The following is a 13,583-nucleotide window of genomic DNA, read 5'->3' as shown; positions in this document are numbered from 1 at the left end:
ACGCCTACGCGCCGTACATCTACGCCCCGTACACCTACGCTCCGTACGCCTTGAACGCGATCACGTGCGCGCGCCGCGCCCCGTGCGTCGCGTCGACCACGAGCCGCAGCGCGTCCGTGCGCACGGGTCCGCCGTCCGGGCCGGTCAGCGGGTGCACGCGGTGCCGGCGCCGGTTGTCCTTCACCGTCAGCAGCGTGAGCCAGGTGCCGTCGAGGTCGCGGCTCTGGATGCGGTAGTCGCGGACCAGTTCCGGCATGACCTCGTACGGGGTGCGGTGGCGGTGCAGGTTGTTCAGGTACTCGTCGACGTCGTCGTCGAACACCACGCGTGCTTCGGTGAGCTGCTGCGCGTGGTCCCAGTCGAGGCTGAGCCACTCCGCCTCCCGCAGCGGCTCGGACGACCACACCTGCGGTCCGCCGTAGGCGCGCTGGAAGCCGCCGACGGACCGCTCGGGCCTGAACGCGGCCGTGTCCGGGCTCGCGCGGAAGGCGAAGGTCTGCCGGCGCAGGCCGCGGGCCTGCCACTCCAGGACCAACTGTCCCTCCTCCTCCGGGATGTCGTGGTCGACGGCCGCGTCCCCCTCGACCCTGCCGCGCAGCGCGAGGACTCCGTCGGTGCGCTCGGGGAGCAGGACGAGGGCCGCGCCGGGGCAGGCCCGCACGATCAGGATGACGTTCTCGGGGGTGTCCGGGTGGTGGTCGAAGCGGGCGGTGACCCAGTGCGGGCCGCCCGGCGCCACGGTGACCTCGGTCGTGAGCAGGTGGTCCACCGGGACCGCGTTCTCCGGGCGGCCCGTGCCCCACAGCTCCACGGTGAGTTCGCGCGGCCGCCCGTCGTCGGCTCCGTGCAGGAGCAGGTCGACCGAGTCGAGCGCGGGGTCCACCGGCAGCAGCAGAGCCAGGTCGCGGGTGAGCGGGTGCGGCTCGCCGGGCGCGTCGGGGGTCGGCTCCGCGGCCAGCCGGGCCAGGTGCGAGGAGGCGGTGACGCGGGCGGTGCGGGCCAGGTTGTCGGGGTCGTCGTCGGCCAGGCCGATCACCGAGGCGTCCTGGCGCAGCAGGGCGCGGCGCACCAGCTCGGGGCGCTTGGCGGCCAGTTCGCGCGGGCTGAGCCCCTCGGTGACGCAGAGCGCGGCCGCGGTACCGGCCGCCTCGCCGATCGTGGCGCAGGTCGCCATGACGCGGGTGGCGCCGAACGCGATGTGGGTGGCGGAGATGTTCCGCCCGGCGAACAGCAGGTTCGTGACGTTCGCCGAGTACAGGGAGCGCAGTGGGATGTGGAAGATGCCGTCCGCGTAGCGCTGGCGGGCGCCGGGCTCGTCGGCGTACATGCCCTGCACGGGGTGGAGGTCGACGGACCAGCCGCCGAAGGCGACGCGGTCGGGGAACTGCCGCTGTTCGAGGATGTCCTGCTGGGTGAGGACGTGGTCGCCGAGGAAGCGGCGGTACTCGCGCTTGCCGGGGAGGCTGCCGACCCATTCCAGCGTGAGGTTGGCGGCGTCCGGGAACTCGCCGGAGTTCTTGATGTGGTCCCAGATGCCCATGACGACGGACTGGAGTTCGTCGCGGATCCGCTCGTTGTCGTGCACGGTGTCGAGCTCGCCGCCCCACTCGACCCACCAGTAGTCGCAGCCGTTGTCCCCGGTGCGCAGGACGCGGTTGCGCAGGATGGGCGTGGTCGACAGATCCTTGGCGTAGGCGGGCGGCACGAACTTGACCGGGCGGCCGGTGTCCTTGGTGTGGAACAGGATCGTCGATCCGAGCAGCGCCTCGTCGCCCTCGTCGGGCGCCCAGGGCTCGCCGAACTCCGCTCGGGCCTCGCGGCCGACGCGGTAGCGGGCGCCGGCGAGATGGCCGAGCAGGCCGTCACCGGTGCAGTCCAGGAACTGGCGTGCGTGGAAGGTGATGCGCCGTTCGGAGCCCATCATCCAGCCGGTGCAGGAGTGCACCTCGCGTGCGTCCTCCGGGCCGCTCGCGTCGGCCTCGCGCACATCGGTGTTGAGGTACAGGTCGATGTTCGGCTCGGCGCGCACCGCGTCGAGGACGACCTGGTCCCAGTAGTACGGGTTCCCCTCGGGGTTGCGGAACTGGTTCTCGGTGTAGAGCTCGCCCATGATGCCGGTCTCGCGGGCCCATCGGTGCACGCCGTGTGCGGTGGCGCCGCAGACCCAGACGCGGACCTCGCTGCTGGCGTTGCCGCCCAGGACGGGACGGTTGTTGACCAGGGCGACGCGTCGGCCGAGCCGGGCCGCGGCGATGGCCGCGCAGGTCCCCGCCAGGCCCCCGCCGATGACGGCGATGTCGTAGTGGACCTCTTCTTCCCGCACGGTGCGGCCTCCTTGATGTGATGCCAGGTGAATCCCAGACGCTCCCCGCCGCAGCGGAGCGACCATGAACGTACATCACATCCACATTGTGCAACTACTGTTCAGCTAGTGGGATGTGTTGTAGATTCCCGGCGCAGCCGCCGGTACGGCTGCCACCAGCACAAGTTCAACTACATGGCAGGTAGGACGAGTTCGCCGGGCCCGCACAGAACCGGCGATTCACCGACCAAAAGGGTTGACGCCGTCGCACGATATGGAGAACGATCCCGCATGCTGCAAGTTGCGTTCAATGGAGCGGGGACGACGTTCACCCAGGGCCCCGGCGCTCCCGCCCCGTTCGAGAGGACACACCCATGAGTACGGCCGCACCTCCCCAGAAGGTCGCTCCACCCCGCGAGCGCACCGACCGTGAGCGGACCGGCGGACGGCTCTCCAACGGCGCGTTCGCCCTGCTGCTGACCGCCCCGGGGCTCGCCCTGTTCGCGGCGATCATCTTCTATCCGCTGATCTCCGCCCTGATCACCGGCTTCTTCAAGCAGGACCTGCGGCTGCCGGGCCGGGAGTTCGTCGGCCTCGACAACTTCACGTACTGGCTGAACGGCGACTTCCTCACGATCTTCAAGCAGACGCTGATCTTCACCGTCGGCGCGACGCTCGTCCCCTTCGTGCTCGGCTTCGCCCTCGCCCTCGCCCTCAACACGGGCCTCAAGGGCAGCGGCTTCATGCGTGGCCTCTTCCTCTTTCCCTGGGTGATCCCGGGTGTGGTGGTCTCCTTCCTCTGGATGTGGATCTTCAACGCCAACTACGGCGTGCTGAACGGCGTCCTCATGAAGACCGGCCTCATCGACGAGTCCATCTCCTGGCTCGGCCAGCCGGGCACCGCCATGCTCGCCGTGATCATCACCAAGACCTGGGCGAGCTTCCCCTGGATGATGGTGATGCTCCTCGCCGGTCTGCAGACCGTGCCCAAGGAGCTGCACGAAGCGGCCTCGATGGACGGCGCGGGCTCGATCCGGCGCTTCTTCAACGTGACCTGGCCCCAGGTCCGCGGGGTCGCCTCGATCGTGCTGCTCCTGGAGTTCATCTGGAACTTCCAGCACTTCGACACCATCTACGTCCTCACGGGCGGCGGCCCGGCCGGTTCCACCGAGACCTTCGCGACCGCCGTGTACCAGACCGCCTTCAAGGGCTTCGACATCGGCCGGGCGACCGCCCTCGGCGGCCTGTGGATGCTGCTCCTGCTCGTCCTCGTCGCCGTCTACCTCAGGATCACCGAGCGGAAGGGCGACGCCCGATGACCTCCACGACCCCCCTTGCCGACATGACCTCCACCCAGATGTCCGGCACCGACGCGCTGCGGCCGTCCGCCTCCGCCACCGGGCGCACCTCGCGCCGCCGGATACGCAAGGACCTGCTGCGCTCGCGGATAGCCGCCTGGACCGCGGTCGTCGTCATCGGCGCCTTCGGCCTGCTGCCGGTCTACTGGCTGCTCGCCACGGCGCTGAGCAGCCCCGAGTCGACCTTCCAGTTCCCGCCGAAGCTGATCCCGACGGATCTCACCTTCAGCAACTTCACGGCCCTCGCCGAGAACGACCAGCTGATCAAGTACCTGGTCAACTCCCTGATCGTCGCCACGATCACCGCCGTGCTGAGCGTGATCGTCGCCACGTACATGGGCTACTCGTTCTCCAAGTTCCGCTACCGCGGGCGCCGTTCCCTGATGCACATGGTGCTGGCGTCCCAGATGTTCCCGCAGGCTCTCCTGCTGGTGACGCTGTACGCCGTGTTCTCCAGCTTCGGCCTGCTGAACACGTACACCGCGCTGGTGCTGTCCTTCACCACGTTCACGATGCCGCTGTGCGTGTGGATGCTTAAGGGCATCTTCGACACCATCCCGGACGCCCTCCTGGAGGCCGCGTCCATCGACGGCGCCTCGCGCTGGCGCACACTGCACTCCATCGTGGCGCCGCTGGCCGCGCCCGGCATGATCGCCGCCGGCCTGTTCGCCTTCGTCCGCGGCTGGAACGACTTCATCTTCGCGGTGACGCTGGCCGACAAGGAGAAGCAGACCCTGCCGCCCGGCCTCGTCTCCACCTACATCGGCGAGTTCCAGACCGCCTGGCCCGAGTTGATGGCGGCCTCGCTCGTCGTCTCCGTCCCGGTGGTCGTCGCCTTCATGTTCCTGCAGCGCTACCTCGTCGGCGGCATGACCGCCGGTTCGGTCAAGTAGCCGAGCAGCACCGCAAGCACCCAGCTGAACCCGGGCGGGCCGAGCCCGCACGCGCCCCCACGCACTTCCCCTTCCGCCTCACTCCCCCATGGAGACACCATGACCACCTCTGGCATCAGTCGGCGCGGCGCCCTGCGCATGTTCGGCATCGGCGCGCTCGGTGTGGCCGGCGCCGGCGTGCTCGGTGCGTGCGCCCCGTCCGGCGCCAGCACCTCCTCGAACGGCGGCGACACCAAGTCGAAGAACTTCGACTTCTCCTCCTGGTCGCTGAACGAGGAGGCCGCCAAGCCCTCGATCGAGAAGATCATCGCGGCGTGGGAGAAGGACAAGAAGTCGAAGATCCGTGCGGTCTCGTACCCGTACAACGAGTACCTGAGCCAGCTCACGCTGAAGCTCGGCGGCGGCGAGACCACCGGCGCCATACACCTCGACATCGCCTGGCTCGCCGCCGTGGCGCAGATGGGCAAGCTCGCCGACCTCGGTTCCGTGGCCGGCAAGGGCGGTTACACGGATGTGGCGCTCGCGAGCGGCAAGTACGACGGCAAGCAGTACGGCCTGCCGTGGAACACCGGCTCGATCGGTGTCATCGCCAACTCCAAGCTCCTGTCGAAGGCGGGCATCGACAAGCACCCCACCACCGTCGAGGAGTTCGAGGACGCGCTGCGGGAGCTGAAGAAGCTCGGCGGCGGGGTCGTGCCCTACGCCGCGGCCACCAAGGTCGCGCAGCTCAAGGACATCTTCCCGTGGATGCAGACCTTCGGCTGCACCCTCATGGACGGCGAGAAGGTGACCATCGGCGACGACGCCTCGATCGACGCGGTCACCTGGTACAAGAAGCTCCACGACGACAAGCTGATCGCCGCGGACGTGGACCGCTTCGACGCGCGCGCCCTGTTCGGGCAGGGCAAGGCCGCGTTCTACGACGACGCCATCATCGGCAAGGGCGTGACCGCGGCCCAGTCCAAGGACAAGACGCTGGCCGACGCGATGCAGCCGCTGGAGCGTCCCGTGCTGAAGGCCGGTGACACGCCGCAGGCGCTGCTGTGGGGCGGTGTCATCGCGATCGTCAAGGGCAAGGGGCAGGACGCGGCGACCGAGTTCGCGCTGCACACCACGACCGACCAGGCCACCGTCACCGACTACTTCGTCGAGCGTGCCCTGCCGCCGTCGACCAAGGCCGGTCTGGCCGACCCGAAGGTCGCCAAGGACACCTTCTCCACCGAGTGGACCGAGAAGATCACCAAGACGGCGACCGGCAGCCCGTTCTGGCGGTACGCGCAGAACGCCCAGATCGAGGAGGCCGTCGCCAAGCAGGTCCAGGCCGTCCTGGTCGGCAAGTCGAAGCCGAAGGACGCGATGAAGCAGGCGGGCGAGGAGGTCGCCGCGCTCATCAAGCGCTGAGCCCGAACGCGGTACGGCCCAGGGGCCCGGTGGACGTCGTACGACCAGCACCGGGCCCTTCGTCGTTCCGCGCTCCCCTCCGGACCGGCCCACGGGCCACTCCTGTTCGGCACCACCCGCACCCGCACCCGCTTAGGAGTTCACGATGAAACGTCCCTCGGCACGCGCGTACGCCGCCTCGGCCGCGACCCTGGCCGCCCTGGTCATGCCGGTCCAGGCCGCCCAGGCCGACAGTGCGGCGGCCACGGCCGTCGAGAAGGTCCCGTACGCGATGGACTCGTCGAACCAGGCCGCCTGGTGGACGCCGGTCGCCACGTACAAGGGCCGCGGCCAGTACACGTACTTCGCCTTCAACGAGCCCGGTTCGACCGCGGCGACCCACCGTCCGGCGATCGCCCGCCGCGACCCCGACGGCGTCTGGAGCCGGCTGCCGCTGCTGAACAGCGACGGGCAGCAGGCCGAGTTCCCCGACGACAACGGCCACAACCAGCCGTCGGTGGCACGCGACGGCAGCGGCCGTCTGCACGTGTTCGCCTCCATGCACGCCAACGCCTGGCGCTACTTCCGCACCGACGCCCCCGGCGGCAGCGTCACCGACCACGCCTCCGAACTGCCCGACCAGGGCGAGGGCATCACCTACCCGGTCGTGACCACGGCGCCCAACGGCGACCTGTACGTGATCGCCCGGGTCGGCACCGGCAGCGACCAGCGCCCCGGCAAGCTCTACCGCTGGGACAACGCCGCCTCGCGCTGGAGCGTGGTGACCACGTTCGCCAGTGCGCTGTACCGCTCGGTGTACCCGGACGACCTGACGGTGGACGCGTCGGGCCGCGTGCACATCCTGTTCGAGTGGGCCAAGGCGCCGGCGGTCGCGTTCCGCCACCAGCTCACGTACCTGAGCTACGACCCGTCGACCGGCTCCTTCGCGGACAGCACGGGCGCGGCGGTCACCACTCCGGTCACGCCCGACACCTCCGACGTGATCCAGGACCTCACCACGGACGAGGTGTGGAGCAACGACAACGCCTACACCGGGCCGGCGGTCCAGAGCGCGAAGCTGACCCTCGACGGCTCGACGCCCAAGGTCGCCTACCGCTACCGCTCGTCCGACAGCGGCGGCGACTTCCGCGTGTACTACGCGTACCCGAGCGGAGCCTCCTGGGTCCGCAAGACCGTGTACGCGGCGGGCCAGACCTCGGCCGCCCTCGGCATCACCTGGGACGAGACGGACACCAAGCGGGTCTACTACGTGACCTCGTCCGGCACCGACCGCGTCTTCTCCGCGACCCAGACGGCCGACGGGTCCTGGACCGCGCAGTCCGCGGCGCCGGGCGTGACCGCGGACCGGCTCGCGGTGCGCCGCGACTCGGACGGGAACGACGTGCTGTACATGCCGGACACCGCGCACAACTCGCTGTACTACGGCCTGCGTTGATCTCCCGCTAGCCCGTCACCGCCGGACGCGCCCGTTCTCGCGGGCGCGTTCGTTCCTCGGCGTCGGCCGGATCGGCCTTGGGTACTTCCCCCCTGCGCGGTACGAGTCGGTGGCGCGGCCGAACGGTCGCGCCACCCCTTCCCGAGCCTTTCCGAGGGGAAACACATGAGGATCGTCATCACGGGCGGCTTCGGCTTCCTGGGACAGCGGGTGGCCGCCGCTCTGCTGGAGCGGCGCGCGTTCGGCGGCGTACCGATCGACCGCCTGGTCCTCGCCGACCTGGTCGTCCCGGACGGGTCGCCGCTCGCGGCGGACCCGCTCGTGGACGTCGTCCAGGGCGATCTGACCGAGCGCCTCGGCGAGGTGTTCGCGGCGCCGGTGGACGTCGTCGTCCACCTCGCCGCCGCCGTCTCGGCCGCGTGCGAGGCCGACTTCGACCTCGGCATGGGCGCCAATCTGGACACGACCCGCGCCCTCCTCGAAGCCGCCCGCGCCCAGTCCGCCGCCGGCGGCCCGACGGTACGGCTGTTCTTCGCCAGCAGCGTCGCGGTCTACGGGCCGGACGCCGCGCTGCCGCTGCCGCCGGTCGTCACCGAATCGACGCTGCCCGCACCGCAGTCGAGTTACGGCGTCCAGAAGCGGATCTGCGAGCAGCTGACAGCGGAGTACACGCGCCGCGGTTTCCTCGACGGCCGCGTCGCCCGGCTCATGACGGTGACGGTGCGGCCGGGCAGGCCGAACGCGGCCGCCTCCGGTTTCCTGTCCGGCATCGTCCGCGAACCTCTCGCCGGACTCCCCGCGATCTGCCCCGTCGCCCCGGACCTGCGCGTCGCCCTGGCGTCCCCGCGCCGCACGGTGGAAGGCATCCTCCGCGTCGCGCAGGCCGGGCGCGGGGACGGTCCCGGCCTGCTGAAGGGCGCTCTTCCGGTCAACCTCCCGGGGCTCACGGTCACGGTCGCCGAGATGCTGGACACACTGCGCCGGGTGGCGGGGGACGCGGTCGCCGATCTGGTGACGGTCGAGCCCGACCCGACCGTGGAGGCCATCGTCGGCTCGTGGCCCGCGGCCTTCGACCACGGCCGCGCGGCCGGCCTCGGCCTCGCGCCCGACCCGGACTTCACGTCGGTGGTACGGCAGTACATCGCCGACAACCCGAAGGGAGTCGGCGCCTCGGCGCCCACAGGCCTCGGCCCGCGGTGACCGCCATGCGGACAGGCGGACGTCGAGATTCCGGATGGTGCTTACGATTCCGCGAACCGTGCCCGCACCACCCCGGAAGGCGCTCGTGAGCTCCACCCCTCCCCCGTCCGCCCCGTCCGCCCTGACCGATTCGTCCGCCGCGTCCGGTACGACGGACTCCGGCGCGGTGACCATCCGCTCGGCCGCCGACGTCTCCGATCTGGTCAACTCCGGTACGGCGCGCGGCCGCCACGCCAAGATGATCGTGGTCATCGCGCTCGGCGGCATCTTCCTCGACGCGTACGACCTGAGCTCGCTGGCCTACGGACTGCCCGACATCACACGGCAGTTCGGCCTCAGCTCGGCGATGGCCGGCACCGTCACCGCGTCGATCAGCGTCGGTTCGCTGCTCGGCGCGCTCCTCGGCGGCTGGCTCGTCGACCGAATAGGGCGCTACCGCGTCTTCATGGCCAACATGGTCTTCTTCGTCGTCACCGCGCTGGTGTGCGCCGTGGCGCAGGACGTGTGGACACTGATCGTCGCCCGGTTCGTGATGGGCATCGGCGTCGGCATGGACATCCCGGTCGCCATCGCGTTCCTCGCCGAGTTCTCACGGCTGCGCGGCAAGGGCAGCAAGGGTTCGCGCACGGCCGCCTGGTCCCCGGCCTGGTACACCGCGACCAGCGGCTGCTACCTGGTGATCATGTTCCTGTACTTCGTGCTGCCGGACGCCCACCTGGGCTGGCTGTGGCGGTTCACCGTCGGGTTCGGCGCGGTGCCCGCGCTGGTCGTGATGCTGCTGCGCCGCCGCTACATGAACGAGTCGCCCACCTGGGCCGCCGAGCAGGGTGACCTGGCGGCGGCGGCACGGATCCTGCGCGAGTCGTACGGAGTGGACGCGCGCGTCGCCGACGACCTCCCGGCACGGGCGGCCCGCCCGGCCCGGCCCGGTCTCGCCTCGTACGCGCGGCTGTTCACCGGTCCGTACCGCGCCCGCACGGTCCAGTCGGTGGCGGTCGGCCTCGCCGAGACGTTCGGCTACAACGCGGTCGCCTTCGGCCTGCCGATCATCATCGCCACGCTGATGACGCAGGGCCCGCTGACCACGATCGCGTCCTCGTTCACCCTCAACCTGGTCTTCGCGCTGACCGGCGGTCTGCTCGGCATCCGCTGGGCGTCGACGCGCGGCGCCTGGCCCATGATGACGCTCGGGTTCGCGATCCAGCTCGTCGCCATCACCGTCCTCGCCCTGATCGGGCAGCCGTCCGGCACGGCCGTCGTCACGGCGGGCATCCTCATGCTCGGGGCCTTCATGTTCGCCCAGGGATTCGGCCCCGGCGCGCACATCATGAGCTACGCGTCACTGGGCTTCCCGACATCGATGCGCGGCGTCAGCATCGGCTTCAACCAGGCGGTGCTGCGGCTCGGCTCGACGCTGACCCTGTTCTTCTTCCCGATCCTCAGCACCGGCCTCGGCACCCACGTGTACTGGGTGATCCTCGCCGCTCCCGTCCTCGGCCTCGTCGCGCTCCTCGTGAAGCGCTGGGAGCCGGTGGGCTTCGACGCGGACGCGGAGGAGCGGGCCCTCCTGTCGCCGGTCACCCCTGGCCGCTGAGCAGACCGACGAGGCCGTGGGGCGCCGTGTCTCCGAAGATCAGCTCGAAGTCGCGGGTGGCCTCGGTGGCGGCCTCGGCGCTGCGCGGGAACAGCGCCCGCTCGTACGCGGTGAGCGCGGCCTCGACGTCGTCGGGGTGCGCGGCGAGGGCCTCGCCGAGTTCGGCGGCGTCGTACATGGCGAGGTTGGCGCCCTCGCCGTTCGGACGCGAGAGGTGGGCGGCGTCGCCGAGCAGGGTCACCCCGGGCACCCGGTCCCAGCGGTGTCCGGTCGGCAGCGCGTTGATCGGGCGCAGGACCGGCGCCGTGTCGCCGTCGGTGATCAGCGCGGTGAGCTCCGGCGCCCAGCCGTCGAACTCCTCGGCGATCCGGGCGGCGGCGGTCGCGGGGTCGGTGAAGTCGATCGCGGCGAAGAACTCCTGGGGCCGGGAGAGCGCCACGTACGTGTGCAGGGTTCCCTCGGTCTCCCGGTGGGCCTGGATCCCCCGGCCGGGTGTGAGGGCGAACATCGCCCCGTCGCCCACGGCCTTCGCGGCGGCCGGGTGCCGGTTGTCGCTGTCCAGCAGGTAGGTCTCGACGAACGACGTCCCCACGTACTCGGGGGTGGCGTCGGACAGCAGCGGGCGGACCCGTGACCACGCGCCGTCCGCGCCGACCAGCAGGTCCGTGACGGCAGTGGTGCCGTCGGCGAACGTCACTTCGTGCCGGCCCTCGCCGAGCGCGCGGACGCCGGCGACCTTGTGGCCCCAGCGGACCGTGCCGGCCGGGAGCGAGTCGAGCAGCATCCGGCGCAGCTCGCCGCGCAGCGCCTCGGGGCGTGTGCCGGTGCCGTCGTCGGGCTCGTCGAGCAGCACCGTTCCGTCCGTGGCGAGGGCCCTGGTCGCCTCGCGGCCCTCCAGGACGATGCCGCGGAACTCCTCGAGCAGGTCCGCCGCGCGCAGGGCCGGCTGGCCGTTGTAGTCGTGGATGTCGAGCATCCCGCCCTGCGTGCGCGCGCTCGGGGACGCCTCCGCCTCGTAGACCGTGGACGGGATGCCGTGGACGTGCAGGACACGGGCGAGCGTGAGGCCGCCGAGTCCGGCGCCGATGATCGTGACCGGGGTGCGTATGGGGGTGTTCATGATGATCTCTCCTTCGGATGCGAGGCCGTCCGGCGGCAGCCGCTGCCCGACCCTTCTGGAATGTCGTTCCAGAGACCATGTTGGAACAGCGTTCCAGTCATGTCAAAATGGCGGTATGGCACCACGGACACGCAAGAAGCCGGAGCGGCGCACAGAGGCGCTCAGCCGCGAGCGGATCATCGAGGCCGCCGTCGAGCTGCTCGACGCGGGCGGCGAGGCAGGGCTGACGTTCCGGGTCCTGACCGAGCGGCTCGCCACCGGGCCCGGGGCGATCTACTGGCACGTGGCGAACAAGGGGGAGCTGCTCGGCGCCGCGACCGACGCCGTCGTCGCCGATGCCGTGACCCTCGCGCCCGCCGACGCGGCGGACACCCCGCGGGAAGGGATCCGCGCCGTCGCGCTCGGCCTGCTCGACGCCATCGAGGCGCACCCCTGGCTCGCCGCGCAGCTCGCGACCCAGCTCGCCCGCAACCCCGGCGGGACCGTGGCCCCCCGGCTCTTCGAGAGCATCGGCCGCCAGGTCCGGGCTCTCGGTGTGCCCGAGGCCGGCTGGTTCACGGCGACCTCCGCGCTGGTGCACTACATCCTCGGTGCCGCGGGTCAGCACGCCGCGAACACCGCGAGCGCCCGTACGCTCGCCCCCGACGCGGACCGCACCTCGTTCCTCGGCGACGTGTCCCGGACCTGGCGGGAACTCGACCCGGACGACTACCCGTTCACCCGGGCCGTCGCCCACCAGCTCGACGACCACGACGACCGCGAGCAGTTCCTGGCCGGGGTCGACTTCCTCCTCACCGGCATCAACTCGGGCCGCCCGCCCGGCGCGTAGCCAACTTTCACACACGCGTCCCGGTCGATCTCTCGGGCGGCTTCCTCACCACGGGCAGCGGGGCGCTCGGCTGGGGCCTACCGCTGGCCGTGGGGCGTGCGCTCGCCGACCGGCGCCGGGTGGTGTGCGTGCTGGGCGACGGGTCCGCGCTGTACTCGGTGCAGGCGCTGTGGACGGCCGCCCGGCACGAGGCACCGGTCACGTTCGTCGTGCTCGACAACGGCGGGTACGGGGCGGTGCGGGCGCTCGGCCGCCGCATCGGCGTCGAACCGGTCCCCGGCACGGACATAGGCGGCATCGACTTCGCGCGGCTCGCCGCGTCGTTCGGCGTCGCGGCGGACTTCACGGACCGCCCGGACGGCTTGGACAAGGCCCTGGACCGGGCGGTGACCTCGCTCGGCGACGACGACGGCCCGCACCTGCTCCACCTGCGCGTCACCGGTACCGAGGGCACGCTCTACGAACCCTGGGCCAAGTGAGGCGACCGCATGCTCCGACTCGACTCCGTGCACCAGTCCTACGGCGAGCGGCGCGTCCTGCACGACGTGTCCCTGACCGTGCCGGACGGTCAACTCCTGTGTGTCGTCGGCCCGTCGGGCTGCGGCAAGTCGACGCTGCTGCGCACGATCGCCGGGCTGCTGCCCGTGCGCGCGGGCACGGTCACCGTCGACGGCACACCGGTCACCGGGGTCCCGGACCGGCTCGCCGTGGTCTTCCAGGACTACGGCCGCTCCCTGCTGCCCTGGCTCACTGTCCGCGACAACGTGGCCCTGCCGCTGCGCCGCCGGGGCCTGCGCCGGGCCGACCGACGCGCCGAGGCCGAACGGATCCTGGAGCGCGTCGGCCTGGAGGGCTCGGCCCGGCAACACCCCTGGCAGCTCTCCGGCGGCATGCAGCAGCGCGTCGCCATCGCCCGCGCCCTGGTCGTCCGCCCCTCACTGCTGCTCATGGACGAGCCCTTCGGCTCACTGGACGCCCAGACCCGCGAGGACCTGGAGGACCTGCTCCTGGAGGTCCACCGCACGGACGGCACCACGATCGTGTTCGTCACGCACGACATCGACGAGAGCGTCTACGTCGGTGACCGCGTCGTCGCCCTCTCCCCCGGCCCGGGCGCGCGCGTCGCGCTCGATCTGCCGGTCGGGCTGCCGGTGAAGCGCGACCAGATCGCCACCCGGGGCCTGCCCGAGTTCGTCGCGCTGCGGGCGGAGGTGGGCCGGGCCGTACGGACGCCGGGCCGCCTCTGAGTCCGTCGAGCGGGGGTGGAGCGGCGCCTGCTAGGCTCGAAGGGATCTGAACCGTGCAGTGGAGGAGTGGCAGTCGTGGCGGGTGACGACGACATCTCCGGGTGAGACCCGGATCCGGCAGGCCATCGGAAGGCGCTGAGAGAGCGCCGCGGGGTGGCCCCGTTCGTCGTACCCCTTTTTCCCACGCTGCCCAGGGCAGAGGTC

At 71.2% G+C, this 13,583-nt stretch carries 10 protein-coding genes and 1 pseudogene; 9 read left to right on the top strand and 2 right to left on the bottom strand.

Annotated features, from left to right (window positions below; all coding sequences use genetic code 11):
- Positions 1-34: 34 nt before the first annotated feature.
- Positions 35-2,323, bottom strand: a complete 2,289-nt coding sequence (locus B072_RS0134785) for an FAD-dependent oxidoreductase (protein WP_018534601.1) — start codon at positions 2,321-2,323, stop codon at positions 35-37.
- A 353-nt stretch (positions 2,324-2,676) separates the two neighbouring features.
- Here B072_RS0134785 and B072_RS0134780 point away from each other — a divergent pair, with 353 nt between their 5' ends.
- From B072_RS0134780 to B072_RS0134755, 6 genes are all read left to right on the top strand, one after another.
- Positions 2,677-3,621: a carbohydrate ABC transporter permease gene (locus B072_RS0134780; protein ID WP_018534600.1), complete on the top strand. Its 945-nt coding sequence runs from the start codon at positions 2,677-2,679 to the stop codon at positions 3,619-3,621.
- Positions 3,618-4,553 (top strand): carbohydrate ABC transporter permease, encoded by a 936-nt coding sequence (locus tag B072_RS0134775; protein ID WP_018534599.1) that lies wholly within the window; start codon positions 3,618-3,620, stop codon positions 4,551-4,553. Before B072_RS0134780 ends, B072_RS0134775 begins: the two co-directional genes overlap by 4 nt.
- Before the next feature lie 99 nt (positions 4,554-4,652).
- Positions 4,653-5,954, top strand: a complete 1,302-nt coding sequence (locus B072_RS0134770) for a sugar ABC transporter substrate-binding protein (protein ID WP_018534598.1) — start codon at positions 4,653-4,655, stop codon at positions 5,952-5,954.
- Between the two features lie 145 nt (positions 5,955-6,099).
- Entirely contained in the window at positions 6,100-7,389 is a 1,290-nt protein-coding gene (locus B072_RS0134765; RefSeq protein ID WP_018534597.1) for a BNR-4 repeat-containing protein, read from the top strand.
- A gap of 165 nt (positions 7,390-7,554) precedes the next feature.
- Positions 7,555-8,589: a D-erythronate dehydrogenase gene (gene denD / locus B072_RS0134760; RefSeq protein WP_018534596.1), complete on the top strand. Its 1,035-nt coding sequence runs from the start codon at positions 7,555-7,557 to the stop codon at positions 8,587-8,589.
- An 85-nt stretch (positions 8,590-8,674) separates the two neighbouring features.
- On the top strand, positions 8,675-10,183 hold the full coding sequence (locus B072_RS0134755) for an MFS transporter (protein ID WP_018534595.1): 1,509 nt from the start codon (positions 8,675-8,677) through the stop codon (positions 10,181-10,183).
- On the opposite strand, the gene B072_RS0134750 is transcribed toward B072_RS0134755, so the two are convergent.
- The gene (locus tag B072_RS0134750) at positions 10,167-11,303 is read right to left on the bottom strand and encodes an FAD-dependent oxidoreductase (protein WP_018534594.1); all 1,137 of its coding nucleotides are present in this window, start codon (positions 11,301-11,303) and stop codon (positions 10,167-10,169) included. The genes B072_RS0134755 and B072_RS0134750 overlap by 17 nt on opposite strands.
- 115 nt (positions 11,304-11,418) lie before the next feature.
- On the opposite strand from B072_RS0134750, the gene B072_RS0134745 reads away from it, so the two are divergent.
- The 3 genes and pseudogenes from B072_RS0134745 to B072_RS0134735 all read left to right on the top strand — a co-directional run bounded on the left by B072_RS0134745 (position 11,419) and on the right by B072_RS0134735 (position 13,379).
- The gene (locus tag B072_RS0134745; protein WP_018534593.1) at positions 11,419-12,132 is read left to right on the top strand and encodes a TetR/AcrR family transcriptional regulator; all 714 of its coding nucleotides are present in this window, start codon (positions 11,419-11,421) and stop codon (positions 12,130-12,132) included.
- A 53-nt stretch (positions 12,133-12,185) separates the two neighbouring features.
- Positions 12,186-12,611 (top strand): annotated as a pseudogene (locus B072_RS44805) (thiamine pyrophosphate-dependent enzyme); the annotation flags it as partial.
- 9 nt (positions 12,612-12,620) lie between these two features.
- Positions 12,621-13,379, top strand: coding sequence for an ABC transporter ATP-binding protein (locus B072_RS0134735; RefSeq protein WP_018534591.1), 759 nt, complete (start codon positions 12,621-12,623; stop codon positions 13,377-13,379).
- The last annotated feature ends 204 nt before the right edge of the window (positions 13,380-13,583 follow it).

This window comes from Streptomyces sp. HmicA12 (assembly GCF_000373565.1).
Taxonomy (GTDB): Bacteria; Actinomycetota; Actinomycetes; order Streptomycetales; family Streptomycetaceae; genus Streptomyces.
This window is presented reverse-complemented; position numbering and strand designations above follow the sequence as displayed.

What these genes read in the sequence shown, in the direction of transcription:
- B072_RS0134780 (WP_018534600.1), top strand. Translation starts at nt 2,677, where the DNA reads ATGAGTACGGCCGCACCTCCCCAGAAGGTCGCTCCACCCCGCGAGCGC.
- B072_RS0134765 (WP_018534597.1), top strand. Translation starts at nt 6,100, where the DNA reads ATGAAACGTCCCTCGGCACGCGCGTACGCCGCCTCGGCCGCGACCCTG.
- B072_RS0134770 (WP_018534598.1), top strand. Translation starts at nt 4,653, where the DNA reads ATGACCACCTCTGGCATCAGTCGGCGCGGCGCCCTGCGCATGTTCGGC.
- denD (WP_018534596.1), top strand. Translation starts at nt 7,555, where the DNA reads ATGAGGATCGTCATCACGGGCGGCTTCGGCTTCCTGGGACAGCGGGTG.
- B072_RS0134745 (WP_018534593.1), top strand. Translation starts at nt 11,419, where the DNA reads ATGGCACCACGGACACGCAAGAAGCCGGAGCGGCGCACAGAGGCGCTC.
- B072_RS0134750 (WP_018534594.1), bottom strand. Translation starts at nt 11,303, where the DNA reads ATGAACACCCCCATACGCACCCCGGTCACGATCATCGGCGCCGGACTC.
- B072_RS0134735 (WP_018534591.1), top strand. Translation starts at nt 12,621, where the DNA reads ATGCTCCGACTCGACTCCGTGCACCAGTCCTACGGCGAGCGGCGCGTC.
- B072_RS0134775 (WP_018534599.1), top strand. Translation starts at nt 3,618, where the DNA reads ATGACCTCCACGACCCCCCTTGCCGACATGACCTCCACCCAGATGTCC.